Genomic DNA, 22,442 nt, shown 5'->3' on the forward strand with positions numbered 1-22,442 from the left:
GGATTTTCGTCAGCCTAACGTCAGTGTTCCACTCGCAACCAGCGTCGCATTCCCGCCAATCTTCACTCGATCCCCTTCCAGCCGGCAGAACAACTCCCCGCCTCGCTTCGAGCACTGATAAGCGCTGAGACTCGACTTGCCCAGCCGCTTCGACCAATACGGGATCAGACTGCAATGGGTCGAACCGGTCACCGGGTCTTCATTGATGCCGATCGCCGGGGCAAAATATCGGGACACGAAATCATGCTTGCTGCCCTTGGCGGTGACGATTGCGCCCGGCCACGGCAGCTTGGCCAGCGCGACCATGTCTGGCTGACAATCGAGTACAGCCTGCTCGGACTCCAGCACCACGAACAATTCATTTGAACCCAGCACATCGACTACTCCGACGCCCAAGGCGCGTTCGACATCCAGGGTCACGCCCACTTCAGACGGCACGATGGCCGGGAAATCCAGCCACAACCGTCCACCCTCACGACTCACACTCAACGAGCCGGATTTGCAGATGAAGTCCAGGCGCTCGACCGGTTCCTTATGGATTTCGAACAACACATACGCGCTGGCTAAGGTCGCATGACCACACAACGGCACTTCAGTGGCCGGAGTAAACCAACGAATGTGCCAGCCCTGCCCTTCACGCACCATGAAGGCGGTTTCGGCGAGGTTGTGCTCGGCGGCGATCTTCTGCATCAACTCATCGGCGAGCCAGGCTTCGAGCCGATACACCATCGCCGGGTTGCCACTGAACGGCCGATCACTGAACGCATCGACCTGATGAAACTCAAGCTGCATAACCTTCTCCCTTTGTCAGGCCACGGAGCATGAAGCTGCCGACAACCCGACACCAGTGACAGAGCCCGTCAATTTCCACCATACAGCGCCGGACCGGAAGCCCTCGTCAGGCACGGCCGATATCAGCGAACTTTGCCTGGGTATGTTCGGCCAGCACCGCGGGTGCCAATTCGACTTCCAGCCCTCGTCGCCCCGCGCTGACAAAAATGCTGGCAAAGGGCTGAGCCGAATTGTCGATGAAAGTGCGCAAACGCTTCTTCTGCCCCAACGGACTGATACCGCCCAACAGATAACCCGTCGCGCGTTGCGCAGCGGCAGGATCGGCCATTTCGACTTTTTTCACGCCCGCTGCATGAGCCAGATGCTTCAAGTCCAGACTTCCGACGACCGGCACCACCGCCACCAACAATTCACCTTTCTCACTGGCTGCCAGCAGGGTCTTGAACACTTGCGCCGGGTCCAGTCCCAGTTTCTCCGCGGCCTCCAGCCCATAGGACGCAGCCTTCGGATCATGTTCATAACTGTGCACGCGATGTTCGGCTCGAACTTTTTTCAACAAATCCAATGCGGGGGTCATGGCAGCTCCAGACTGGGCGGCAGTAGAAAAATCCTGCGCTGGATTCTAGGACATTGATCGGCAAAAGGCTCTATTGCGCAACTGTTTCAAAGGCTTGGCAGTGCCTTGCGCCGTTCGTCCAGGTTGAGGCCGCTGCGTGAACGATACGTTCATTCACGTGACTAATAGTTGAATTGTGACTGACGGTTCACTTTCGACCTTTGACAGCGGCGTTTCTTGTCTATATTTTTTCGAATCTGAATACTGTACGAATGTGTCATCGCAACACCCAGCAGTAGACCGAGAACAGGATGGGGATTCTGCCTCGGTGGAAAACGCGCTTTGGCCATGACGAAAGAAGCGCCAGACAACAACAAAAATGAGGTTTTCAATGACAACTGCTTTACATCAACCGTCGCTCTCAAGCCAATGCATGGCCGAGTTTCTGGGCACTGCACTGCTTATCTTTTTTGGCACTGGTTGCGTTGCTGCGCTCAAGGTCGCGGGTGCCAGCTTTGGCTTGTGGGAAATCAGCATCATCTGGGGCGTGGGCGTGAGCATGGCAATCTACCTGACCGCCGGGGTTTCCGGGGCTCACCTCAATCCTGCCGTGAGCATTGCCCTGAGCATTTTCGCTGACTTCGAAAAGCGCAAACTGCCGTTTTATATCCTCGCTCAAATTGCTGGCGCGTTCTGCGGGGCATTTTTGGTCTACACGCTGTACAGCAATTTATTCTTCGATTTCGAACAAACTCACCATATGGTTCGTGGCACCCAGGCCAGCCTCGAACTGGCGTCGGTGTTCTCCACCTTCCCCAACCCGGCCCTGTCCACCGCCCAGGCTTTCCTGGTTGAAGTGATCATCACCGCCATCCTGATGGGCGTGATCATGTCTCTGACCGACGACAACAATGGTCTGCCAAAGGGGCCTCTGGCACCGTTGCTGATCGGCCTGCTGATTGCAGTGATTGGCAGCTCGATGGGTCCGCTGACCGGTTTTGCGATGAACCCGGCGCGTGATTTCGGTCCGAAGCTGATGACATTCCTCACCGGTTGGGGTGAAATTTCCCTCACTGGCGGGCGCGATATCCCGTATTTCCTGATTCCAATTTTTGCACCGATTGTCGGTGCCTGCCTCGGCGCTGCAGCTTATCGCGGGCTGATTGCCCGTCATCTGCCCAACGCCACACCTGCTACAAAGGACGCAACACCGGCCATTGACGGCAAACCAAGAACTTCTTGATACCGTAGGCGTGTGATCCTGCCCATAAGATCGCGCGCCGGACCTCACTCCCTTTTTTCGTCCAAGGCAATCGACATGACCGACACTCAGAATAAGAACTACATCATTGCCCTTGATCAGGGTACGACCAGCTCCCGCGCGATCATTTTCGACCGTGACGCGAACGTGGTCTGCACCGCCCAGCGCGAATTCGTCCAGCATTACCCGCAAGCCGGTTGGGTCGAACACGACCCGATGGAAATCTTTGCCACCCAAAGCGCCGTGATGGTCGAGGCCCTGGCTCAAGCCGGCCTGCATCACGACCAGGTCGCGGCCATTGGCATCACCAACCAGCGCGAAACCACCGTGGTCTGGGACAAGACCACCGGCCGCCCGATCTACAACGCGATCGTCTGGCAGTGCCGCCGCAGTACCGAGATCTGCCAGCAACTCAAGCGCGACGGTCACGAGCAATACATCAGCGACACCACCGGCCTGGTCACCGACCCGTACTTCTCCGGCACCAAACTCAAGTGGATCCTCGACAACGTCGAAGGCAGCCGCGAACGCGCGCGCAAAGGCGAACTGCTGTTCGGCACCGTCGACAGCTGGCTGATCTGGAAATTTACCGGCGGCAAGGTCCACGTTACCGACTACACCAACGCCTCGCGCACCATGCTCTTCAACATCCACACGCTTGAGTGGGACGCGAAGATGCTGGAGGTGCTGGATATTCCGCGCGAGATGCTGCCGGAAGTGAAGTCCTCGTCCGAAATCTACGGCCACACCAAAAGCGGCATCGCCATCGGCGGTATCGCCGGCGACCAGCAAGCGGCCCTCTTCGGCCAGATGTGCGTCGAGCCAGGCCAGGCGAAAAACACTTACGGCACCGGCTGTTTCCTGCTGATGAACACCGGCGACAAAGCCGTGAAGTCCAAGCACGGCATGCTCACCACCATCGCCTGCGGCCCGCGTGGCGAAGTGGCTTATGCATTGGAAGGCGCGGTGTTCAACGGTGGTTCGACCGTTCAGTGGCTGCGTGACGAACTGAAAATCATCAACGACGCCCACGACACCGAATACTTCGCCAACAAGGTCAAGGACAGCAACGGCGTGTATCTGGTACCAGCCTTTACCGGTCTCGGCGCGCCATATTGGGACCCGTACGCCCGTGGCGCCCTGTTCGGTCTGACTCGCGGCGTTCGCGTAGATCACATTATTCGTGCAGCACTGGAGTCGATTGCCTACCAGACCCGCGACGTTCTGGACGCCATGCAACAGGATTCCGGCGAACGCTTGAAATCCCTGCGCGTGGACGGCGGCGCGGTCGCGAACAACTTCCTGATGCAGTTCCAGGCCGACATCCTTGGCACTCAGGTCGAGCGTCCGCAAATGCGCGAAACCACCGCACTGGGCGCGGCATATCTGGCCGGCCTGGCGTGCGGCTTCTGGGGCAGCCTGGATGAGTTGCGTGGCAAGGCAGTGATCGAACGCGAATTCGAACCGACCCTGGACGAAACCGCCAAGGAAAAACTCTACGCCGGCTGGAAAAAAGCCGTCAGCCGCACCCGCGACTGGGAACCGCATGAAGGTGCTGAATAAGCCAACAACAGGGTTGTAACTGGTCGGGAGCGGATTCCTGCGGCATCATGGGCAAATTTTGCACGGCAGCCAAAGGAAGCCCCATGAATCTGCCTCCCCGTCAGCAGCAAATCCTCGAACTGGTCCGCGAACGCGGCTATGTCAGCATCGAGGAAATGGCTACGCTGTTCGTCGTTACACCGCAGACCATCCGCCGCGATATCAATCAGCTCGCGGAAGCCAATTTGTTGCGTCGCTACCACGGCGGCGCAGCCTACGATTCCAGCGTCGAAAACACCGCCTACGCCATGCGTGCCGACCAGATGCGCGATGAAAAACAGCGTATCGGCGAAGCCATTGCCGCGCAGATCCCCGATCACGCCTCGCTGTTCATCAATATCGGTACCACCACCGAATCGATTGCCCGGGCGTTGCTCAATCACAATCACCTGAAAATCATCACCAACAACCTCCACGTGGCCTCGATGCTCAGCGCCAAGGACGACTTCGACGTTCTGCTGACTGGCGGCAATGTGCGGCGCGACGGCGGTGTGGTCGGTCAGGCGAGTGTCGACTTCATTAACCAGTTCAAGGTCGACTTTGCCCTGGTCGGCATCAGCGGTATCGATGAAGACGGCAGCCTGCTGGACTTCGATTACCAGGAAGTGCGGGTGTCCCAGGCGATCATCGCCAATGCCCGGCAAGTGATTCTGGCGGCTGACTCCAGCAAATTCGGGCGCAACGCCATGATTCGTTTGGGGCCGATCAGTCTGATTGATTGCCTGGTCACCGATCAGCAGCCTGTGCCTGCCTTGGCGCAGTTGTTGAGTCAGCACAAGATTCGGCTGGAGGTTGTTTAACCGCGAAGGCGGTTAAACAACCTCGTAGGAGCCAGGCTTGCCGGCGAAGGCGGCCTTGAGTACGCCTTCGCCGGCAAGCCTGGCTCCTACAACAGCACGCGCCACCTCCCCTCCTCTCCACGTTCAATGTTCGTAAATTTTCCTTTAACCGCCCTTCGATCAGTATTTTCAATCGAAGTTGACTGGATGTGGGCGGTTTAATGGGCTACTATTTTCGCAAATGAACATTAATGTTCGTATTCCAATACAGAAAATCAAAAGAGCCGAGGCCAGCCGATGCCCACTTCTACCTTGCCTACGCCCCCTCTCGCAGAGGTCTACGACATCGCCGTCATCGGTGGCGGGATCAATGGCGTGGGGATCGCAGCGGATGCCGCCGGCCGCGGCCTTTCGGTGTTCCTTTGCGAAAAGGATGACCTGGCCAGCCACACTTCGTCAGCCAGCAGCAAGCTGATCCACGGTGGCCTGCGCTACCTCGAACATTACGAATTCCGCCTCGTACGCGAAGCCCTCGCCGAACGCGAAGTGTTGCTGGCCAAGGCGCCGCACATCGTCAAGCAAATGCGCTTCGTGTTGCCGCACCGTCCGCACCTGCGTCCAGCGTGGATGATTCGCGCCGGCCTGTTCCTGTATGACAACCTCGGCAAGCGGGAAAAACTCGAAGGTTCGAGAAGCCTGAAGTTCGGTCCGGACAGCCCGCTGAAAAGCGAAATCACCAAAGGCTTCGAATACTCCGATTGCTGGGTCGACGACGCGCGCCTGGTGGTGCTGAACGCCATGGCCGCCCGCGAGAAAGGCGCCCACGTCCACACCCAGACCCGTTGCGTCAGCGCCCGTCGCACCAAGGGCCTGTGGCATCTGCACCTGGAACGCGCCGATGGCAGCCTGTTTTCGATTCGCGCCAAGGCTCTGGTGAACGCTGCCGGCCCGTGGGTCGCCAAGTTCATTCGTGACGACCTGAAGATGGAATCGCCGTACGGCATTCGCCTGATCCAGGGCAGCCACCTGATCGTGCCGAAACTGTATGAAGGCGAACACGCGCACATTCTGCAAAACGAAGATCAGCGCATCGTGTTCACCATTCCGTACCTGAACCACTTCACCCTGATCGGCACCACCGACCGTGAATACACCGGCGACCCGGCCAAAGTGGCGATTACCGAAGGCGAAACCGATTACCTGCTCAAAGTGGTCAACGCCCACTTCAAGAAGCAGATCAGCCGCGACGATATCCTGCACAGCTATTCCGGTGTTCGTCCGCTGTGCAACGACGAATCCGACAACCCGTCGGCCGTCACCCGCGACTACACCCTGGCGCTCTCGGGCACTGGCGAAGAAGCGCCGTTGCTGTCGGTGTTCGGCGGCAAGCTGACCACCTACCGCAAACTGGCCGAGTCGGCGCTGGCACAACTGGCGCCGTACTTCACGCACATCAAGCCAACCTGGACCGCTAGCGCGACATTGCCGGGCGGTGAAGACATGACCACCCCGCAGGCGTTGAGCTCGCTGATTCGCGACAAGTTCGACTGGGTCCCGACTGAAATTTCTCGCCGCTGGGCAACCACTTATGGCAGCCGCACCTGGCGCATGCTGGAAGGCGTGCAGAACCTCAGCGACCTGGGCGAACACATCGGCGGCGGTCTCTATACCCGCGAAGTCGATTACCTGTGCAGCGAAGAGTGGGCGACCACCGCCCATGACATTCTGTGGCGTCGCAGCAAGCTGGGCTTGTTCACCACCCCCGCCGAACAGCAGAAACTGGCGGATTACCTGAGCAAGGTCGAGCAGAACCGCAGCAAGATCGAAGCGGCCTGATCGCCTATTCGTTTAAACGAAAGCCCCTGAATCTCACGATTCAGGGGCTTTTTTACAGGTATTTACTGCGCCAGATGCAGCAGCAGGAAATCAATGAACGCCCTCGATTTGTGGGGCAGATGCGGGCTGTTGGGGAACACCACGTTGACGGACTGCGAGGGCAGCGAATAGTCGGGCAACAGGCGGATCAGCCGCTCGCTGGCGATGTCGTCCTTGACCACCCACGCGGGCAGCACCGAAACGCCCAGCGACGACAACGTCATGGAGCGGATGGCCGTGGAAGAGTTGGATTCATACTGATTGATCCCGTTGATCTCGACAGTCCCCAATTGTGGATGGCGCAACGTCCACTGGGTCGGTGCCTGCAAGTTGCTGTTGGCAATCCACGGCAGCGAATTCAGGTCTTGAGGGTTTTGCACCGGGTGACGCGCAAGAAACGTCTCGGTAGCCACCAGGACAATTTCATAATCCGCCAGTTTACGGCTCTTGAATGCCGAGTCCGCCAAGTTGCCTAAACGGATAACCAGGTCTAACTTTTCCGCCACCAGGTCATTGAGTGACGAGTTAAAGTTATAACAGAGTTTTATCTCCGGGTAGCGCTCTATGAATTGTGGTATCAACGGCAGAATATAAGCCTCACCGTATTCACTGGTGGAACTGAAGCGCAACTTTCCGGAGACTCGGTTATGCCCTTTTAATACATTATCAAAGGCGTTATCGATATCCGCGACAATGCCTTTGAACTCTTCATAAAAGTCCTGACCGATTTCGGTGAGGGATATATTTCGGGTATTTCTAATCAACAGCGTCGCCGACAGCACGTCCTCCAGCGCCTTGACATGCAGGCTGGCCATGGCTTTGCTGATGCTCAGGTAATTGGCCGCCTTGGTGTAAGAACCAAAATCAACCACAGCCAGAAATGTCTGGACCCGATTAAGATGAGTGTGCATAGCAATATGGCTCACTGTTAAATCCTGTCAAACATTGTTTCAAGGATAGTCGTATCGACAGTTCAAGTCCACCGCCCCTATGCTTTGCGGCAAAGGGGAAACACCATGACTTATCGCTACAAAGTTGCACTGATATTTCTGATCGGATTTTTTATAGACTGCATTAACATCTTTATGTCAGCGGTCGCATTACCGAGTATATCGGCGGCGCTGCACGTTAGTACTTCAGACGTTGCCTGGGTGGCTAATGCTTATATTCTGGGGCTGACGCTGATCATTCCGGTCAGCACCTGGCTGGCCGGTCGTTTTGGCAGCCGGGAAATCCTCACCGCCTCGATGCTCGTGTTCACAGGTTCCGTGTGGATGTGCGGGCTGGCCAACAGTTTCAACGAGCTGGTGATCTGGCGCTTCGTCCAGGGGATTGGCGGTGGCCTGTTGATTCCAGTCGGCCAGGCGCTGACGTTCAACCTGTTCAAGGGTGAGCAGCGGGCGAAAATATCCACATTGGTCATGGCCGTTGCCCTTATAGCCCCCGCTATTTCACCGACCATCGGCGGTGTCATCGTCGACAGCAGCTCCTGGCGCTGGGTGTTCTACAGCAACATCCCGTTCTCGCTGATCGCGGCGTTGCTGTCCTGGTTCTGGATCAACGAAGCGCGGCCGACGAGTTTGCCCCGGCCCGACATCAAAGGCTTGCTGCTGGTCAGCGCGGCACTCGGCAGCCTGCTGATGGGCATGTCGTTGTACGGCGGCGATGCTCCGGCATGGGTGGCCGCCCTCTTCGTCATGGCCGGCGTTGCTTTCGTCGTGCTGTACGGGCTGCATTACCGCACATGCAAAAACCCGATCATTGAACTGAGCCTGCTCAAAAGCAAAAAACTCAGCACCTCGATCTTTATCTATTACGCGATCCCCGGTGTGTTCACGGGGGTCAACTTGATGAGCATCTTCTTCCTGCAAAACACCCTGCACTTCAGCGCCCGCCTGACAGGGATGTTCATGATCCTCTACGCCATCGGCGCGTTCATCGCGATGCTGATCTGTGGCCGGGTCTACAACCGGATGGGCGCAAAGCGCCTGTTTGCCCTCGGCATGCTGTTGCACAGTGCCGGCATCGCCACCCTGTTACTGGTGAACAATCCCTCAGACCTTCTGGTGATTGTCATCGCCTACAGCTTGATGGGGATTGGCGGCGGCATGGGTGCCAACACAGCACAAACCACGTCGTTGATGGACTTCGAGGGCAGTGACACCCACAAGGCCAGTGTCATCTGGAACATCAACCGACAGATGTCATTCAGCATCGGCGCCGCCCTCTTCCTGATGGTTTTCAACCTGCTCTTGAAGCATTTCGATACCACCCAGGCCTACCACGTGACGTTCGCCATCGCCGCGCTGGTGGGCCTGTTCCCACTCTTTCAACTGAGTCAGTGGAACACTCAAAAGGACTGTCATGCACAACAAAATAGTTGAACAGGCGCACCACAGCATTCATCACGTGCACGAGCTGATCCACACCCTGTTCACCGACGCCAACGGTAAGGGGCAGGCTGTGCTCGAGCCGCTGATGTCGGCATTCGCCGAGCACTTCACCATGGTCACCACCTCGGCCGCCATCGTCAGCCGGGCGACGGTCGAACAGATGTTCAAGGGTGCAATCGGCGCCAAACCGGGCCTGGAAATCTTCATCAGCGACCTGCAGACGGTGTGGCAAGAAGGCGCCAGCGTGGCGATCCGCTACAAGGAAACCCATCGCCTCGACCAGCGCGAAAGCTCACGGATTTCGGTGGCGATCATTGGCCTGCATCACCACAACGCCCAATGGATCTACCTGCATGAAACGCCGCTAAGCCAAGAAAGCTGATTTTTGGGTGAACGACACAATCATTGTCGCTTCTATTACCTGATCAATAGCATTAGCGGCCCCGAACACCATTCGGTTTTCCGAACGCGACCTGTCGGTCAATTCGGTTAACCGGATTAACCTTCGCCAGAAACTACCACCATAAATATTTAATACCCTTATAAATCAATAACTTGATCTATATCGCCTGGCCTGGCACGAGTCATGCTCTACACTCTTGGACGAATGTCTGATGCAACCACACTTCAGGAGCCGTCAGGCATTCGAAGCACAAAAGGGCCGATGAACTGGCTCCATAAAAAAAACAATGTCGAGGAAAATTTGATGCGCATCGTTCCCCATATCCTGGGCGCAGCCATTGCTGCCGCTCTGATTAGCACTCCAGTTTTCGCTGCCGAGCTCACCGGCACACTGAAGAAGATCAAAGAGTCCGGCACCATCACCCTCGGGCATCGTGACGCTTCCATTCCGTTTTCCTATATCGCGGACGCTTCCGGCAAACCGGTTGGCTACTCCCACGATATCCAGCTGAAAATCGTCGAAGCCATCAAGAAAGACCTGGACATGCCGAACCTCCAGGTCAAATACAACCTCGTAACCTCGCAAACCCGTATCCCGCTGGTGCAAAACGGCACCGTGGACGTCGAGTGCGGCTCCACCACCAACAACGTGGAACGTCAGCAGCAAGTTGACTTCTCCGTCGGCATCTTCGAAATCGGTACGCGTCTTCTCTCCAAGAAAGACTCAACGTACAAGAATTTCGACGACCTGAAAGGCAAGAACGTCGTGACCACCGCGGGTACCACGTCCGAGCGCATCCTCAAGTCGATGAACGCCGACAAGCAGATGGGCATGAACGTCATCTCCGCCAAAGACCACGGCGAATCCTTCCAGATGCTGGAATCGGGCCGTGCCGTCGCATTCATGATGGACGACGCGCTGCTGGCCGGTGAAGCGGCCAAAGCCAAGAAGGCGAGTGACTGGGAAGTGACCGGTGACCCGCAGTCCTACGAAATCTATGGCTGCATGGTTCGCAAGGGCGACGCACCGTTCAAGAAAGCCGTGGACGACGCGATTGTTGCGACCTACAAGTCGGGCGAGATCAACGAAATCTACAAAAAATGGTTCATGTCGCCAATCCCGCCAAAAAACCTGAACCTGAACTTCCCGATGAGCGACGAGCTCAAGGCCCTGATCGCCAATCCGACCGATAAAGCGGCTGACGACAAGAAATCCTGATTTCTGACTAACCTTATCTCCTGAAAGGGCCGCTGCCCTTTCAGGAGGTAGTCACTCCCTGCTGGCATTTTTGGAAACACTCGAACCGGTGGCTGTCGAGCCGCTCGTGTGTGCCTGATCAACAAGATCAGGGCGGGAACGGAGCTTCCCCAGGCGGGCACTTGTACATCGATCGATCTGAGGGGAGACCCTAATGAATTACAACTGGGACTGGGGCGTGTTCTTCAAGTCCACCGGCGTGGGCAGCGAGATTTATCTCGACTGGTACCTCACCGGTTTGGGCTGGACCATCGCCATCGCCATCGTGGCCTGGATCATCGCGCTGACGCTGGGCTCGATCCTGGGCGTCATGCGCACCGTGCCGAATCGCATCGTATCGGGCATCGCGACCTGCTACGTCGAACTCTTCCGTAATGTGCCGCTGCTGGTTCAGCTGTTCATCTGGTACTTCCTGGTACCCGATCTGCTGCCACAAAACCTGCAGGACTGGTACAAACAGGACCTGAACCCGACCACCTCGGCGTTCCTCAGCGTTGTTGTCTGCCTGGGCCTGTTCACCACCGCCCGCGTTTGCGAACAAGTGCGCACCGGCATTCAGGCGCTGCCCAAAGGCCAGGAAGCTGCCGCTCGCGCCATGGGCTTCAAGCTGCCACAGATCTACTGGAACGTGCTGCTGCCCCAGGCCTACCGGATCATCATTCCGCCGCTCACCTCGGAATTCTTGAACGTGTTCAAGAACACCTCCGTCGCCTCGCTGATCGGCCTGATGGAATTGCTCGCACAGACCAAACAGACCGCCGAGTTTTCCGCGAACCTGTTCGAAGCTTTCACCCTGGCGACGCTGATCTACTTCACCCTGAACATGAGCCTGATGCTGCTGATGCGTGGGGTCGAGAAGAAAGTCGCCGTACCGGGCCTGATCTCCGTAGGGGGTAAATGATGGAATTCGACTTCTCGGGCATCATCCCGTCCCTGCCGGGTTTGTGGAACGGCATGGTCATGACCCTGCAATTGATGGCGCTGGGCGTCGTCGGCGGGATCATCCTCGGCACCCTCCTGGCGCTGATGCGCCTGTCCCACAGCAAGCTGCTGTCGAACATCGCCGGTGCCTACGTCAACTACTTCCGTTCAATCCCGTTGCTGCTGGTCATCACCTGGTTCTACCTGGCGGTGCCGTTCGTGCTGCGCTGGATCACCGGCGAAGACACCCCGATCGGCGCGTTCGCCTCCTGCATCGTGGCCTTCATGATGTTCGAAGCGGCGTACTTCTGCGAAATCGTCCGGGCCGGTGTGCAGTCGATCCCCAAGGGTCAGATGGGTGCCGCGCAAGCGCTGGGCATGAGCTATGGCCAGATGATGCGTTTGATCATCCTGCCGCAAGCGTTCCGCAAGATGACCCCGCTGTTGCTGCAACAGAGCATCATCCTGTTTCAGGACACTTCGCTGGTCTACGCGGTCGGCCTGGTGGACTTCCTCAATGCCTCGCGTGCCAGTGGCGACATCATCGGTCGCTCCAATGAGTTCCTGATCTTCGCAGGTCTCGTGTACTTCACAATCAGCTTTGCCGCCTCGCTGCTGGTCAAGCGTCTGCAAAAAAGGTTTGCCGTATGATCTCTATCAAGAATGTCAACAAGTGGTATGGCGACTTCCAGGTACTGACTGACTGCAGCACCGAGGTCAAAAAAGGCGAAGTGATCGTGGTGTGCGGGCCGTCCGGCTCCGGCAAATCCACCCTGATCAAATGCGTCAACGCACTGGAACCGTTCCAGAAAGGCGACGTGGTGGTCGATGGCACGTCCATCGCCGACCCGAAGACCAACCTGCCGAAACTGCGCTCGCGCGTCGGCATGGTGTTCCAGCATTTCGAACTGTTCCCGCACCTGACCATCACCGAAAACCTGACCATCGCGCAGATCAAGGTGTTGGGCCGCAGCAAGGAAGAAGCCACCAAGAAAGGCCTGCAACTGCTTGAGCGCGTCGGCCTGTCGGCTCACGCCCACAAGCACCCGGGCCAGCTCTCCGGTGGCCAGCAACAGCGTGTGGCAATTGCCCGTGCGCTGGCGATGGACCCGATCGTCATGTTGTTCGACGAACCGACCTCGGCGCTGGACCCTGAAATGGTCAACGAAGTGCTCGACGTGATGGTGCAACTGGCCCACGAAGGCATGACCATGATGTGCGTGACCCACGAAATGGGCTTTGCCCGCAAAGTGGCGGACCGTGTGATCTTCATGGACCAGGGCAAGATCATCGAAGACTGCAAGAAAGAAGAGTTCTTCGGCGACATCACCCACCGCGCCGAGCGTACACAGCATTTCCTTAACAAGATTCTGCAGCACTAAGAAAAACACCGCTCCCCAAATGTGGGAGCGGGCTTTTGTGGTGAGGTGGTTTTGTGGCGAGGGGATTTATCCCCGTTCGGCTGCGCAGCAGTCGTCAACCCATCGCATGCGGTTTAACTATGAAATGCTGGGGCCGCTTCGCAGCCCAACGGGGATAAATCCCCTCGCCACAGAAACCCACTCACCGCCCTAGCCAGCTCCCACAAGGGGCCGGCGGCGATATGGAGATTTGTGTTGTGGTTGACCCAAGGCATCTGTGATGAAATGCGACCCCACTCTCTATCGCGCCGCGCCGCCATCACTCGCCGTGAAACCCCGTCTGATTCGCCATCTGTTCCTGCCGCCGCTGGTCATCGCCCTGATGATCGGATTGGGTTACCTCGGCTTCTGGGTCAGTGAACACTACGGGATTCGCAGCCTCAGCGAGAACGGCCAGCGTCAGCTCGAACTGCACGCCCGCGCCGTCGAGAGCGAGATCAGCAAGTACACCTACCTCCCCAGCCTGCTGGAACTTGAATCCAGTGTTTCAAAACTGCTGGCCGACCCGTCACCGGAACACCGGCAGACCGTCAACGACTACCTCGAAGGCCTGAACCGGCGCAGCCGCAGTCGGGCTATCTACGTGATGGACACCACCGGCCGCGTCATGGCCACCAGCAACTGGCGCGATGTCGACAGTTACCTGGGTGAAGACCTGTCCTTTCGCGCCTATTTCCAGAACGCCGTGCGCGGTCAGTCAGGACGCTTCTACGGCATCGGCAGCACCAGCGGCGAACCCGGTTACTACCTGGCCCACGGCCTGGAAGAACACGGCAAGATCATCGGCGTCGCGGTGGTCAAAGTGCGCCTCGAAGCCATGGAAGAACGCTGGCAGCGCGCGCGCCTCGAAGCCTTCGTCAGCGACGAGAACGGCATCATTATTCTGTCCAGCGATCCGGCACGACGGCTGAAGTCGGTTGTGCCATTGAGCGACGAAACCAAAGAGAAACTGGCCCGCAGCCTTCAGTACTACTGGTTCCCGCTGAACGAACTGCAACCGCTGGCCCGGGAACAACTGGCTGAAGGCGAGGAAAAACTGACCTTCCCCGCCAACAGCGAAGTGGAATCAGATGAAGAGGACATCAGCTACCTCTCGCAGACCCGCCCCTTGAGCGACACCCCGTGGAACTTCACCCTGCTCACGCCGCTCCAGGATTTGCGCCGTGAAGCGATCAATCAGGGGATTCTGGTGGCGGTGGCGTTTGCCCTCGTGGCGTTCCTGCTGATCGCCTGGAACGAGCGGCGCAAGGTGATCGCCACCCGCCTCGCTGCCCGTGAAGCCCTGCAGGAAGCCAACAATCAACTTGAACGTCGGATTACCGAACGCACCACCGACCTGCGCGCCAGCAACGAACGACTCAAAGGCCAGATCCGCGAACGGCGTCAGGCCGAAGAGACGTTGCGCCGCGCCCAGGATGAACTGGTGCAGGCCGGTAAACTCGCCGCCATCGGGCAGATGTCGACCAGCATCGCCCACGAATTGAACCAGCCGCTGGCGGCGCTGCGCACCTTGTCCGGCAACACCGTGCGCTTTCTCGAGCGCGGTCAGCTGGACGTCGCCAGCACCAACCTCAAGACCATTAACGAATTGATCGATCGCATGGGCCGGATCACCGCCAGCCTGCGTTCCTTCGCCCGTCGCGGTGACGACAAAGGCCGGGCCAGCCTCGGCAAAGCGGTGGATGCTGCCTTGCAACTGCTGGGCGGTCGCGTGGAAAGCGCGCACCTGAAAGTGCATCGTGACTTCAACGATGTGCAGGTGCAGATCGACCAGACCCGCCTGGAGCAGATTCTGGTCAACCTGATCGGCAACGCCCTCGACGCCATGCAGGCTCAACCGTTGCCCGAGTTGTGGCTCGAAGGCGAAGCGTTCGATGGCAAATATCGCCTGCGCGTACGCGATAACGGCCACGGCATCGACGCCGAAGCGCGCAAGCACTTGTTCGAACCCTTCTTCACCACCAAACCCGGCGAACAAGGTCTGGGCCTCGGCCTGACCCTTTCCGCCAGCCTGGCCGCCGCCACCGGAGGGCATCTGGGTGTCGAACACCCGGCCAGCGGTGGCACCACCTTCGTCCTCAGTTTACCGTTGGTAAGCCCCACTCACGCCGAGCCAATATGAACAACGACCTTAGTGTGCTGATCGTCGAAGACGACCCCCATGTGCTGCTCGGCTGCCAGCAGGCGCTGACCCTGGAAGACATCCCCAGCGTGGGCGTGGGCAGCGCCGAAGAAGCGCTGGAGCGGGTCGGCGACAACTTTGCCGGCATCGTCATCAGCGACATTCGCCTGCCGGGCATCGATGGCCTGGAACTGCTGACCCGACTCAAGGCCCGCGACCGCAGCCTGCCGGTGGTGTTGATCACCGGTCACGGCGACATTTCCATGGCCGTGGGCGCAATGCAGAAAGGCGCCTATGACTTCATGGAGAAACCCTTCTCGCCGGAACGCTTGGTGGATGTCGCCCGTCGCGCGCTGGAGCAACGCAGCCTGGCCCGGGAAGTCTCTTCGTTGCGCCGGCAACTGGCGGAGCGCGATTCCCTGGAAGGCCGCATCATCGGCCGCTCGCCGGCCATGCAGAACCTGCGCGAATTGATCGCCAACGTCGCCGATACGTCGGCCAACGTGCTGATCGAGGGCGAGACCGGCACTGGTAAAGAACTGGTTGCGCGTTGCCTGCACGACTTCAGCCGCCGGCACACCAAACAGTTCGTCGCGCTGAACTGCGGCGGCCTGCCGGAGAACCTGTTCGAAAGCGAAATTTTCGGCCATGAGGCCAATGCTTTCACCGGTGCCGGCAAACGGCGCATCGGCAAGATCGAACACGCTGACGGCGGCACGCTGTTCCTCGACGAAGTCGAAAGCATGCCCCTGCCCTTGCAGATCAAACTGCTGCGGGTGTTGCAGGAACGCACCCTTGAACGCCTGGGTTCGAACCAGAGCGTGGCCGTGGATTGCCGAGTCATTGCGGCGACCAAGTCCGACCTCGACGAATCGAGCAAGGCCGGCGAGTTTCGCAGTGACCTGTATTACCGCCTGAACGTGGTGACGCTCGAATTGCCACCGCTGCGCGAACGTCGCGAAGACATCCTGCAACTGTTCGAACACTTCCTGCAGCAGTCGTCCCTGCGCTTCGACCGCGCCGTGCCGGAGCTGGACAACCAGACCCTGTCGAACCTGATGAGCCACGACTGGCCCGGCAACGTGCGCGAACTGCGCAACGTCGCCGAGCGTTTTGCCCTCGGCCTGCCGGCGTTCAAGAAGTCCGGCGCCAGTGGCAGCAATCAGGGCCTGGCCTTCGCCGAAGCGGTGGAAGCGTTCGAGCGCAATTTGCTCGGCGACGCATTGCAACGCAGCGGCGGCAACCTGACCCAGGCCAGCCTGGAACTGGGGATGGCCAAGACCACGCTGTTCGACAAAGTCAAAAAGTACGGGCTGAGCCACTGATGGACCTGATTCTGAAAGCGGCGTTGGGTGCCGCAGTGGTCCTCATCCTCGCGGCACTGGCCAAGACCAAAAACTATTACATCGCAGGCCTGGTGCCGCTGTTTCCGACCTTTGCGCTGATTGCGCATTACATCGTCGGCAAGGGACGTTCGGTGGATGATTTGAAGACCACCATCGTGTTCGGGATGTGGTCGATCATTCCGTACTTCGTTTATCTGGCGACGTTGTATGTGATGGTCGACCGGATGCGGTTGGAGGCTTCGTTGGCCGTGGCGGCGGTGGCGTGGTTGATGGCGGCCACCGTGCTTGTCACCGTGTGGGTCCGCCTCCACGCCTGACCACCGCCAACCCCTGTGGGAGCGAGCTCCCACAGTAATACGGCTCGCCGCGAGATCAGCTAACGGTGCCGCCTTTTGATTCGCTCATGATCTGCCGGATCGCTCCAACAAAGGTTTCCACCGGCTGTCCACCGCTCACCGCATACTGCCCGTTAAACACCACCGTCGGCACCGAACTCACCCCGCGCGACAGCCACAGCTGCTCTTCTTCAAGCACCTCTTTGGCAAACTCATCGGACGCCAGAATCGCCGCCGCCCGCTGCCGATTCAACCCGACGCTTTCCGCAATCTGCGCCAACTGCTGGTGATCGGACGGATTACCGCCATCGGTGAAGTACGCTTTGAACAGCGCTTCTTTCAAATTGAATTGCAACCCTTCCAGCCCCGCCCAGAACAGCAACCGATGGGCATCAAAGGTGTTGTAGATGCGGCTGTTGCCATCCGTGCGAAACGCAAACCCGACCTCGGCGCCACGGGCGCGGATCATCTCGCGGTTCTTCTGCGATTGCTCAGGGGTCGAGCCGTACTTTTCGCTGATGTGTTCGGTGATGTTCTGCCCTTCCGGCCCCATCTTCGGGTTCAGTTCAAACGGCTGGAAACGGAGCTCGGCCTGGACCTCATCGCCCAGCAAATCCAGGGCCCGGGTCAGGCCATACAGGCCGACCACGCACCACGGGCAGGACACGTCGCTGACGAAATCGATTTTCAGGGGGGTACTCATCATTCACCTCGCAGGCTGGAAAGGCGGCGGAAAGTTTGAACGATACACCTGACAGCACTGAGGTGGGAGCCGTTGCTGAATTCGCCTGTGGGACAGAGGTGGCAGTCATTCCACTATTCCCTGTGGGAGCGGGCTTGCTCGCGAAAGCGGTGTATCAGTCAAGCAGATAGCGACTGACTCGACGCCTTCGCGAGCAAGCCCGCTCCCACAAGGTATTTTCAGTGTTTGGGAGGGGGTGTTTAGTTCTGTTTAAGGTTACTTCCTGAAAGCTACAGCGCCTTGCGCCGTCGCCTACAACAACGTCAGAATCCGCCGGCTTGTGCGCCTGGGGGGCCGTCGGTAACTTGGTTCGTGTCACTGATTCCCAGTGATCGGGTTTAGTAGCCCGGCTTTTCCAATTCGGACGTACATGCGTCATCTATTCAGGCATTCGCCTGCACTTGATGGTAGCTGTGCGCATGGCGTCCTCGGACGCGCCGGTTTTGGATTGGTGGCCGGTCTACTAACTTGCGCACAGCTGCCACCCTTCCGTTTAGTAGCGAGACAGGTTGCGGCTCTATTAACAGGAGTACCAATCCAATGTTCAAGATCACACCAAATCCACCAGAAACCGACGACGTCTCCCCCTACGAAACCCCAGACTCCAAAAAACTCAACGATGCCGCCGACCGCGCCCTCGATTACTACCTCAAACCGGTCATCCCCAAAGACACCCCACGCCGACCCAGCACCATCTACACCATCGCCCCCGACATCGATCACGAAACCCTGCTGGCCAACGCCTGCGAATCCCTGGCGTCAGCCAGCGTAATGCTCAGTGATTTCGCCGGGTTGCTGGAAGGGCCGCAGCGCAACACCGTGCTGGGCATTCAGCAGTCCGTGATGCTGGGTGAACTGGCGGTGAACCGGATGCTGGATAACTTCGTTCCACCAAGCGCCGCGACCTGACTGGCTGCCGATGTTTCACTAGCACAGAAGATCAAAATGTGGGAGCGGGCTTGCTCGCGAAAGCGGTGTATCAGTCAAGCAGATGGCGACTGACACGACGCCTTCGCGCTCCCACATTGGGATTGTGGGTTATAGGAGATTGGGGACCGGCACGGGATCAATCTGTGCCCAATGCGAGGTGTCTTCGCGATGGGCCTGCAAGTACGGCAACACCGCCGCCAGCAACGGTGCCTTGAACGCTTCCTGGAACCGATGCGCCAACCCCGGAATCAGCTTCAACTGACTGCCGCGAATATGCGCCGCCAGGTGCACGCCGTGCATCACCGGCAACAGCGGATCGGCAGTGCCGTGAACCACCAACGTCGGGACGCGCAGTTGGTTGAGTAATGCCACACGACTGCGCTCAGCAAGGATCGCCATGATCTGGCGCTTCACGCCTTCCGGGTTGAATGCCCGGTCATAGGACAGCGCCGCTTGATGCAGCAAGGCCTGCCGATCATCGCTGACGGTCGGGCTGCCCAACGCGGCCAGTAAATCAGCCTGTTGCTCCAGCGCCACTTCGCGATTCGGCGCGCCACGACGGGACAACAACTGTACCAACGCCGCACTCGGCGCCGGCAAGCCTTCGGCCCCGGAGCTGGTCATGATCAGGGTCAAACTCTCGACCCGCTGCGGTGCCATCGCCGCCATGTGCTGGGCAATCATCCCGCCCATGCTCGCGCCCAATACGTGGAATTGCTCAACCTTCAACGCATCCATCAGGCCAAAGGCATCGTCCGCCATGTCTGTCAGGGTGTACGGCGCCGCCACCGGCAAACCGAGTTTGTAGCGCAGCACTTCGAAAGACAGGTTGGCGTCGGCAGGGGCTTGCCGCCAAGTCGACAGGCCGACATCGCGATTGTCATAACGAATCACCCGAAAACCCTGCTGACACAACGCGACCACCACCTCGTCCGGCCAGTGAATCAACTGCCCGCCCAGGCCCATCACCAGCAGCAACGCCGGGTCGGACGCACGGCCGATGCTCTGGTACGCCAAGCTCACCTGCGCCAGATCGGCCTGTTGGGTGGGAACGTTGACATCGCAACGAGACGCCGCGAAAGACGGTAATCCAAACAACAACGCGGCCAGGAAGGCCGCTGTTGATAAAAATCGTGCACGCATGAAAAAACACCGAAACGCAGAACCCCAGTAGAGCGCGAGTTTGATGAAGTTTGATCAAGCGCGCTGCCACAGTTACGTGACAGTTTGATGAAGATTGCCGAGCGGTCGTATTCGGACAGAAGATCGTTCCCACGCTCTGCGTGGGAATGCCTCAATGGACGCTCCGCGTCCGCTTCGACAGGGACGCGGAGCGTCCTGGGCTGCATTCCCACGCAGAGCGTGGGAACGATCAGATCAAATCAGGCCAACTGACTACGCAATCGCCTTGCCGCCGCCACCATGTTCACCAACGCCGCCTCTGTCTCCGGCCACGCCCGGGTCTTCAGCCCGCAATCCGGATTCACCCACAACCGCTCCGCCGGAATGCGCTTCACGGCTTTGCTCATCAATTTGACCATCTCGGCCGTGTCCGGCACCCGTGGCGAGTGGATGTCATAGACGCCCGGCCCGATGTCGTTCGGGTAGTCGAACGCTTCGAAGGCTTCCAGCAATTCCATGTCCGAACGCGAGGTTTCGATGGTGATCACGTCCGCATCCATCGCGGCGATGGACTCGATCACGTCGTTGAATTCGCTGTAGCACATGTGGGTGTGGATCTGGGTTTCGTCCCGAACGCCGGAGGCGCTGAGGCGGAAGACTTCCACCGCCCAATCCAGATATTCCTGCCATTGCGCCCGGCGCAGCGGCAAGCCTTCGCGGAATGCGGCTTCGTCGATCTGCACGATTTTGATGCCGGCGTTTTCCAGGTCGACCACTTCATCACGCAGGGCCAGGGCCAACTGCTGCGCCTGGATTTTGCGCGAGACGTCTTCGCGGGGGAACGACCACATCAGCATGGTCACGGGACCGGTGAGCATGCCTTTCATCACCTTGTCGGTCAGGCTCTGTGCATACGTGATCCAGTCGACGGTCATGGCGGTCGGGCGGCTCAGGTCGCCGTAGATGATCGCCGGTTTGACGCAGCGCGAACCGTAGCTCTGCACCCAGCCGAAACGGGTGAACAGGTAGCCGTCCAATTGCTCGGCGAAGTACTCGACCATGTCGTTGCGCTCGGCTTCGCCGTGCACCAGCACGTCCAGGCCCAGGCGTTCCTGGACTTGCACCGCATGGCGGATTTCGCTGTGCATGGCGTCGGTGTAATCGTTGGCCGACAGCTTGCCTTGCTTGAAGGCCTGGCGTGCCAGACGGATCGAACCGGTCTGCGGGAACGAGCCGATGGTGGTGGTCGGGAACGCCGGCAGTTTCAAGCGTGCACGTTGCTGCTCGATGCGTTTGGCAAACGGCGAATGACGCTGGCTGTCCGCCGCGCCGATAGCGTTGATGCGCGCCTGCACTTGGGCTTTATGGATACGCGGCGACTCGGCGCGGCTGGCCTGAATCGCTCGGCTCTCGGCCAAGGCAGCTTGCACCTTGGATGATTGCGGGTCGTTGAGGGCATCGCGCAGCACGGCGATTTCCCCGCACTTCTGCACCGCAAACGCCAGCCAGCTTTTCAGTTCCGGGTCGAGTTTGTCTTCGCGTTCCAGGTCCACGGGGCTGTGCAGCAGCGAGCAGGAACTGCTGACCCACAGGTTGTCGCCGAAGCGTTCCTGGGCCGGTTGCAGTTGCGCGAGGACTTGCTCCAGTTCGCAGCGCCAGACGTTGCGGCCGTTGACCAGGCCCACCGACAGAATCTTATAGGTCGGCAGACGATCCAGCACCTGGCCGAGTTGATCCGGCGCACGCACCGCGTCGATGTGCAGGCCTTGCACCGGCAGGCCGACCGCCAGGCCGAGGTTGTCTTCCAGGCCACTGAAGTAGGTCGCCACGAGTTTTTTCAGCGGCGAGTATTGAAGGATGTGATAAGCGCGTTCGAAAGCGTTTTTCCAGGACTGTGGCAGGTCGAGGGTCAGGATCGGTTCGTCGATCTGCACCCATTCCACGCCCTGCGCGGCGAGGCGGCCAAGGATTTCGCCGTAGATCGGCAGCAAGCGCTCCAGCAGATCGAGCTTGTCGAAATCGTTGCCTTTGGCTTTGCCGAGCCACAGGTAAGTCAGCGGGCCGATGATCACCGGTTTGACGTTGTGGCCCAGCGCCTTGGCTTCGTCGACTTCGTCGAACAGCTGTTCCCAGCTCAGTTTGAATGGTTGGTCAGCGCTGAATTCCGGGACCAGGTAGTGGTAGTGGGTGTCGAACCACTTGGTCAGTTCCTGGGCGTATTGCAACGGGGTGTGTTCAGCGCCGCAGCAGGCCGCGGTAGCGCCACGGGCCATGGCGAACAGGGTGTCGAGGGTCGGCAGGCCGCGGGAGTCCTTGGCGCTGTCGAAACGCTCGGGGATCACACCGAAGGTCAGGGAATGGGTCAGCACCTGGTCGTACCAGGCGAAGTCTCCGACGGGCAGCAGGTCGATGCCGGCGTCTTTCTGCAACTGCCAGTGGGTGGCGCGCAGTTGGCGGCCGACGCTTTTCAGCGCGTCCTGATCCAGATCGCCCTTCCAGTAGGATTCAAGGGCTTTTTTCAGTTCGCGGTCAGCGCCGATGCGCGGAAAACCAAGTGTGTGGGCCAGAGCCATGGTGAGTTTCTC

Annotated in this window: 20 protein-coding genes; 14 read left to right on the forward strand and 6 right to left on the reverse strand. The window is 58.9% G+C overall.

The window, feature by feature from the left end; translation table 11 throughout:
- Positions 1-9: 9 nt before the first annotated feature.
- Entirely contained in the window at positions 10-792 is a 783-nt protein-coding gene (locus EYC95_RS14085) for a PhzF family phenazine biosynthesis protein (protein ID WP_131060891.1), read from the reverse strand.
- A 106-nt stretch (positions 793-898) separates the two neighbouring features.
- Positions 899-1,369 (reverse strand): Cys-tRNA(Pro) deacylase, encoded by a 471-nt coding sequence (gene ybaK, locus EYC95_RS14090; protein ID WP_123434948.1) that lies wholly within the window; start codon positions 1,367-1,369, stop codon positions 899-901.
- Positions 1,370-1,739: 370 nt separating this feature from the next.
- On the opposite strand from ybaK, the gene EYC95_RS14095 reads away from it, so the two are divergent.
- From EYC95_RS14095 to glpD, 4 genes are all read left to right on the forward strand, one after another.
- Positions 1,740-2,591: an MIP/aquaporin family protein gene (locus EYC95_RS14095; RefSeq protein ID WP_131060892.1), complete on the forward strand. Its 852-nt coding sequence runs from the start codon at positions 1,740-1,742 to the stop codon at positions 2,589-2,591.
- 75 nt (positions 2,592-2,666) lie between these two features.
- On the forward strand, positions 2,667-4,172 hold the full coding sequence (gene glpK / locus EYC95_RS14100; RefSeq protein ID WP_131060893.1) for a glycerol kinase GlpK: 1,506 nt from the start codon (positions 2,667-2,669) through the stop codon (positions 4,170-4,172).
- Between the two features lie 83 nt (positions 4,173-4,255).
- Complete coding sequence (locus EYC95_RS14105) at positions 4,256-5,011, forward strand: DeoR/GlpR family transcriptional regulator (RefSeq protein ID WP_007916700.1); 756 nt, start codon at positions 4,256-4,258, stop codon at positions 5,009-5,011.
- Positions 5,012-5,287: 276 nt separating this feature from the next.
- A complete protein-coding gene (glpD, locus tag EYC95_RS14110) occupies positions 5,288-6,826 on the forward strand; it encodes a glycerol-3-phosphate dehydrogenase (RefSeq protein ID WP_131060894.1) in 1,539 nt (512 codons plus the stop codon).
- A gap of 62 nt (positions 6,827-6,888) precedes the next feature.
- On the opposite strand, the gene EYC95_RS14115 is transcribed toward glpD, so the two are convergent.
- Positions 6,889-7,776, reverse strand: a complete 888-nt coding sequence (locus tag EYC95_RS14115; protein ID WP_131060942.1) for a LysR family transcriptional regulator — start codon at positions 7,774-7,776, stop codon at positions 6,889-6,891.
- Between the two features lie 105 nt (positions 7,777-7,881).
- Between EYC95_RS14115 and EYC95_RS14120 the strand changes: the two genes are divergently transcribed.
- From EYC95_RS14120 to EYC95_RS14160, 9 genes are all read left to right on the forward strand, one after another.
- Entirely contained in the window at positions 7,882-9,249 is a 1,368-nt protein-coding gene (locus tag EYC95_RS14120; protein ID WP_131060895.1) for an MFS transporter, read from the forward strand.
- A complete protein-coding gene (locus tag EYC95_RS14125; protein ID WP_131060896.1) occupies positions 9,230-9,640 on the forward strand; it encodes a DUF4440 domain-containing protein in 411 nt (136 codons plus the stop codon). The genes EYC95_RS14120 and EYC95_RS14125 overlap by 20 nt, the downstream gene beginning before the upstream one ends.
- Positions 9,641-9,964: 324 nt before the next feature.
- The gene (locus EYC95_RS14130; RefSeq protein ID WP_131060897.1) at positions 9,965-10,879 is read left to right on the forward strand and encodes a glutamate/aspartate ABC transporter substrate-binding protein; all 915 of its coding nucleotides are present in this window, start codon (positions 9,965-9,967) and stop codon (positions 10,877-10,879) included.
- Positions 10,880-11,072: 193 nt separating this feature from the next.
- A complete protein-coding gene (locus EYC95_RS14135) occupies positions 11,073-11,819 on the forward strand; it encodes an amino acid ABC transporter permease (protein WP_131060898.1) in 747 nt (248 codons plus the stop codon).
- Complete coding sequence (locus EYC95_RS14140; RefSeq protein ID WP_131060899.1) at positions 11,819-12,490, forward strand: amino acid ABC transporter permease; 672 nt, start codon at positions 11,819-11,821, stop codon at positions 12,488-12,490. The genes EYC95_RS14135 and EYC95_RS14140 overlap by 1 nt, the downstream gene beginning before the upstream one ends.
- Positions 12,487-13,221 (forward strand): amino acid ABC transporter ATP-binding protein, encoded by a 735-nt coding sequence (locus EYC95_RS14145; protein ID WP_131060900.1) that lies wholly within the window; start codon positions 12,487-12,489, stop codon positions 13,219-13,221. The genes EYC95_RS14140 and EYC95_RS14145 overlap by 4 nt, the downstream gene beginning before the upstream one ends.
- Before the next feature lie 259 nt (positions 13,222-13,480).
- A complete protein-coding gene (locus tag EYC95_RS14150) occupies positions 13,481-15,382 on the forward strand; it encodes a sensor histidine kinase (RefSeq protein WP_131060901.1) in 1,902 nt (633 codons plus the stop codon).
- Complete coding sequence (locus EYC95_RS14155) at positions 15,379-16,707, forward strand: sigma-54 dependent transcriptional regulator (RefSeq protein ID WP_131060902.1); 1,329 nt, start codon at positions 15,379-15,381, stop codon at positions 16,705-16,707. Before EYC95_RS14150 ends, EYC95_RS14155 begins: the two co-directional genes overlap by 4 nt.
- Positions 16,708-16,715: 8 nt before the next feature.
- Positions 16,716-17,045 carry a GlpM family protein gene (locus EYC95_RS14160; protein ID WP_178083837.1) on the forward strand — a complete coding sequence of 110 codons (330 nt, stop codon included), beginning with the start codon at positions 16,716-16,718 and terminating at the stop codon, positions 17,043-17,045.
- A gap of 55 nt (positions 17,046-17,100) precedes the next feature.
- Here EYC95_RS14160 and EYC95_RS14165 read toward each other — a convergent pair whose 3' ends face one another.
- Positions 17,101-17,766 carry a DsbA family oxidoreductase gene (locus EYC95_RS14165; protein ID WP_131060904.1) on the reverse strand — a complete coding sequence of 222 codons (666 nt, stop codon included), beginning with the start codon at positions 17,764-17,766 and terminating at the stop codon, positions 17,101-17,103.
- A 579-nt stretch (positions 17,767-18,345) separates the two neighbouring features.
- Between EYC95_RS14165 and EYC95_RS14170 the strand changes: the two genes are divergently transcribed.
- Complete coding sequence (locus EYC95_RS14170) at positions 18,346-18,714, forward strand: DUF6124 family protein (RefSeq protein WP_131060905.1); 369 nt, start codon at positions 18,346-18,348, stop codon at positions 18,712-18,714.
- A gap of 129 nt (positions 18,715-18,843) precedes the next feature.
- Here the strand turns inward: EYC95_RS14170 and EYC95_RS14175 are convergent, their stop codons facing one another.
- Both EYC95_RS14175 and metE read right to left on the reverse strand, forming a co-directional pair.
- Complete coding sequence (locus tag EYC95_RS14175) at positions 18,844-19,878, reverse strand: alpha/beta fold hydrolase (RefSeq protein ID WP_131060906.1); 1,035 nt, start codon at positions 19,876-19,878, stop codon at positions 18,844-18,846.
- A 239-nt stretch (positions 19,879-20,117) separates the two neighbouring features.
- Positions 20,118-22,430, reverse strand: coding sequence for a 5-methyltetrahydropteroyltriglutamate--homocysteine S-methyltransferase (gene metE / locus EYC95_RS14180; protein ID WP_131060907.1), 2,313 nt, complete (start codon positions 22,428-22,430; stop codon positions 20,118-20,120).
- Between the last annotated feature and the right edge of the window lie 12 nt (positions 22,431-22,442).

The organism is Pseudomonas sp. BGI-2, from assembly GCF_004310295.1.
In the GTDB taxonomy this organism is placed as follows: Bacteria; Pseudomonadota; Gammaproteobacteria; order Pseudomonadales; family Pseudomonadaceae; genus Aquipseudomonas.

What these genes read in the sequence shown, in the direction of transcription:
- EYC95_RS14135 (WP_131060898.1), top strand. Translation starts at nt 11,073, where the DNA reads ATGAATTACAACTGGGACTGGGGCGTGTTCTTCAAGTCCACCGGCGTG.
- EYC95_RS14145 (WP_131060900.1), top strand. Translation starts at nt 12,487, where the DNA reads ATGATCTCTATCAAGAATGTCAACAAGTGGTATGGCGACTTCCAGGTA.
- EYC95_RS14175 (WP_131060906.1), bottom strand. Translation starts at nt 19,878, where the DNA reads ATGCGTGCACGATTTTTATCAACAGCGGCCTTCCTGGCCGCGTTGTTG.
- EYC95_RS14105 (WP_007916700.1), top strand. Translation starts at nt 4,256, where the DNA reads ATGAATCTGCCTCCCCGTCAGCAGCAAATCCTCGAACTGGTCCGCGAA.
- EYC95_RS14125 (WP_131060896.1), top strand. Translation starts at nt 9,230, where the DNA reads ATGCACAACAAAATAGTTGAACAGGCGCACCACAGCATTCATCACGTG.
- EYC95_RS14150 (WP_131060901.1), top strand. Translation starts at nt 13,481, where the DNA reads ATGAAATGCGACCCCACTCTCTATCGCGCCGCGCCGCCATCACTCGCC.
- glpK (WP_131060893.1), top strand. Translation starts at nt 2,667, where the DNA reads ATGACCGACACTCAGAATAAGAACTACATCATTGCCCTTGATCAGGGT.
- EYC95_RS14165 (WP_131060904.1), bottom strand. Translation starts at nt 17,766, where the DNA reads ATGAGTACCCCCCTGAAAATCGATTTCGTCAGCGACGTGTCCTGCCCG.
- EYC95_RS14095 (WP_131060892.1), top strand. Translation starts at nt 1,740, where the DNA reads ATGACAACTGCTTTACATCAACCGTCGCTCTCAAGCCAATGCATGGCC.
- ybaK (WP_123434948.1), bottom strand. Translation starts at nt 1,369, where the DNA reads ATGACCCCCGCATTGGATTTGTTGAAAAAAGTTCGAGCCGAACATCGC.
- EYC95_RS14120 (WP_131060895.1), top strand. Translation starts at nt 7,882, where the DNA reads ATGACTTATCGCTACAAAGTTGCACTGATATTTCTGATCGGATTTTTT.
- EYC95_RS14140 (WP_131060899.1), top strand. Translation starts at nt 11,819, where the DNA reads ATGGAATTCGACTTCTCGGGCATCATCCCGTCCCTGCCGGGTTTGTGG.
- EYC95_RS14130 (WP_131060897.1), top strand. Translation starts at nt 9,965, where the DNA reads ATGCGCATCGTTCCCCATATCCTGGGCGCAGCCATTGCTGCCGCTCTG.
- EYC95_RS14115 (WP_131060942.1), bottom strand. Translation starts at nt 7,776, where the DNA reads ATGCACACTCATCTTAATCGGGTCCAGACATTTCTGGCTGTGGTTGAT.
- EYC95_RS14155 (WP_131060902.1), top strand. Translation starts at nt 15,379, where the DNA reads ATGAACAACGACCTTAGTGTGCTGATCGTCGAAGACGACCCCCATGTG.
- EYC95_RS14170 (WP_131060905.1), top strand. Translation starts at nt 18,346, where the DNA reads ATGTTCAAGATCACACCAAATCCACCAGAAACCGACGACGTCTCCCCC.
- metE (WP_131060907.1), bottom strand. Translation starts at nt 22,430, where the DNA reads ATGGCTCTGGCCCACACACTTGGTTTTCCGCGCATCGGCGCTGACCGC.
- EYC95_RS14085 (WP_131060891.1), bottom strand. Translation starts at nt 792, where the DNA reads ATGCAGCTTGAGTTTCATCAGGTCGATGCGTTCAGTGATCGGCCGTTC.
- glpD (WP_131060894.1), top strand. Translation starts at nt 5,288, where the DNA reads ATGCCCACTTCTACCTTGCCTACGCCCCCTCTCGCAGAGGTCTACGAC.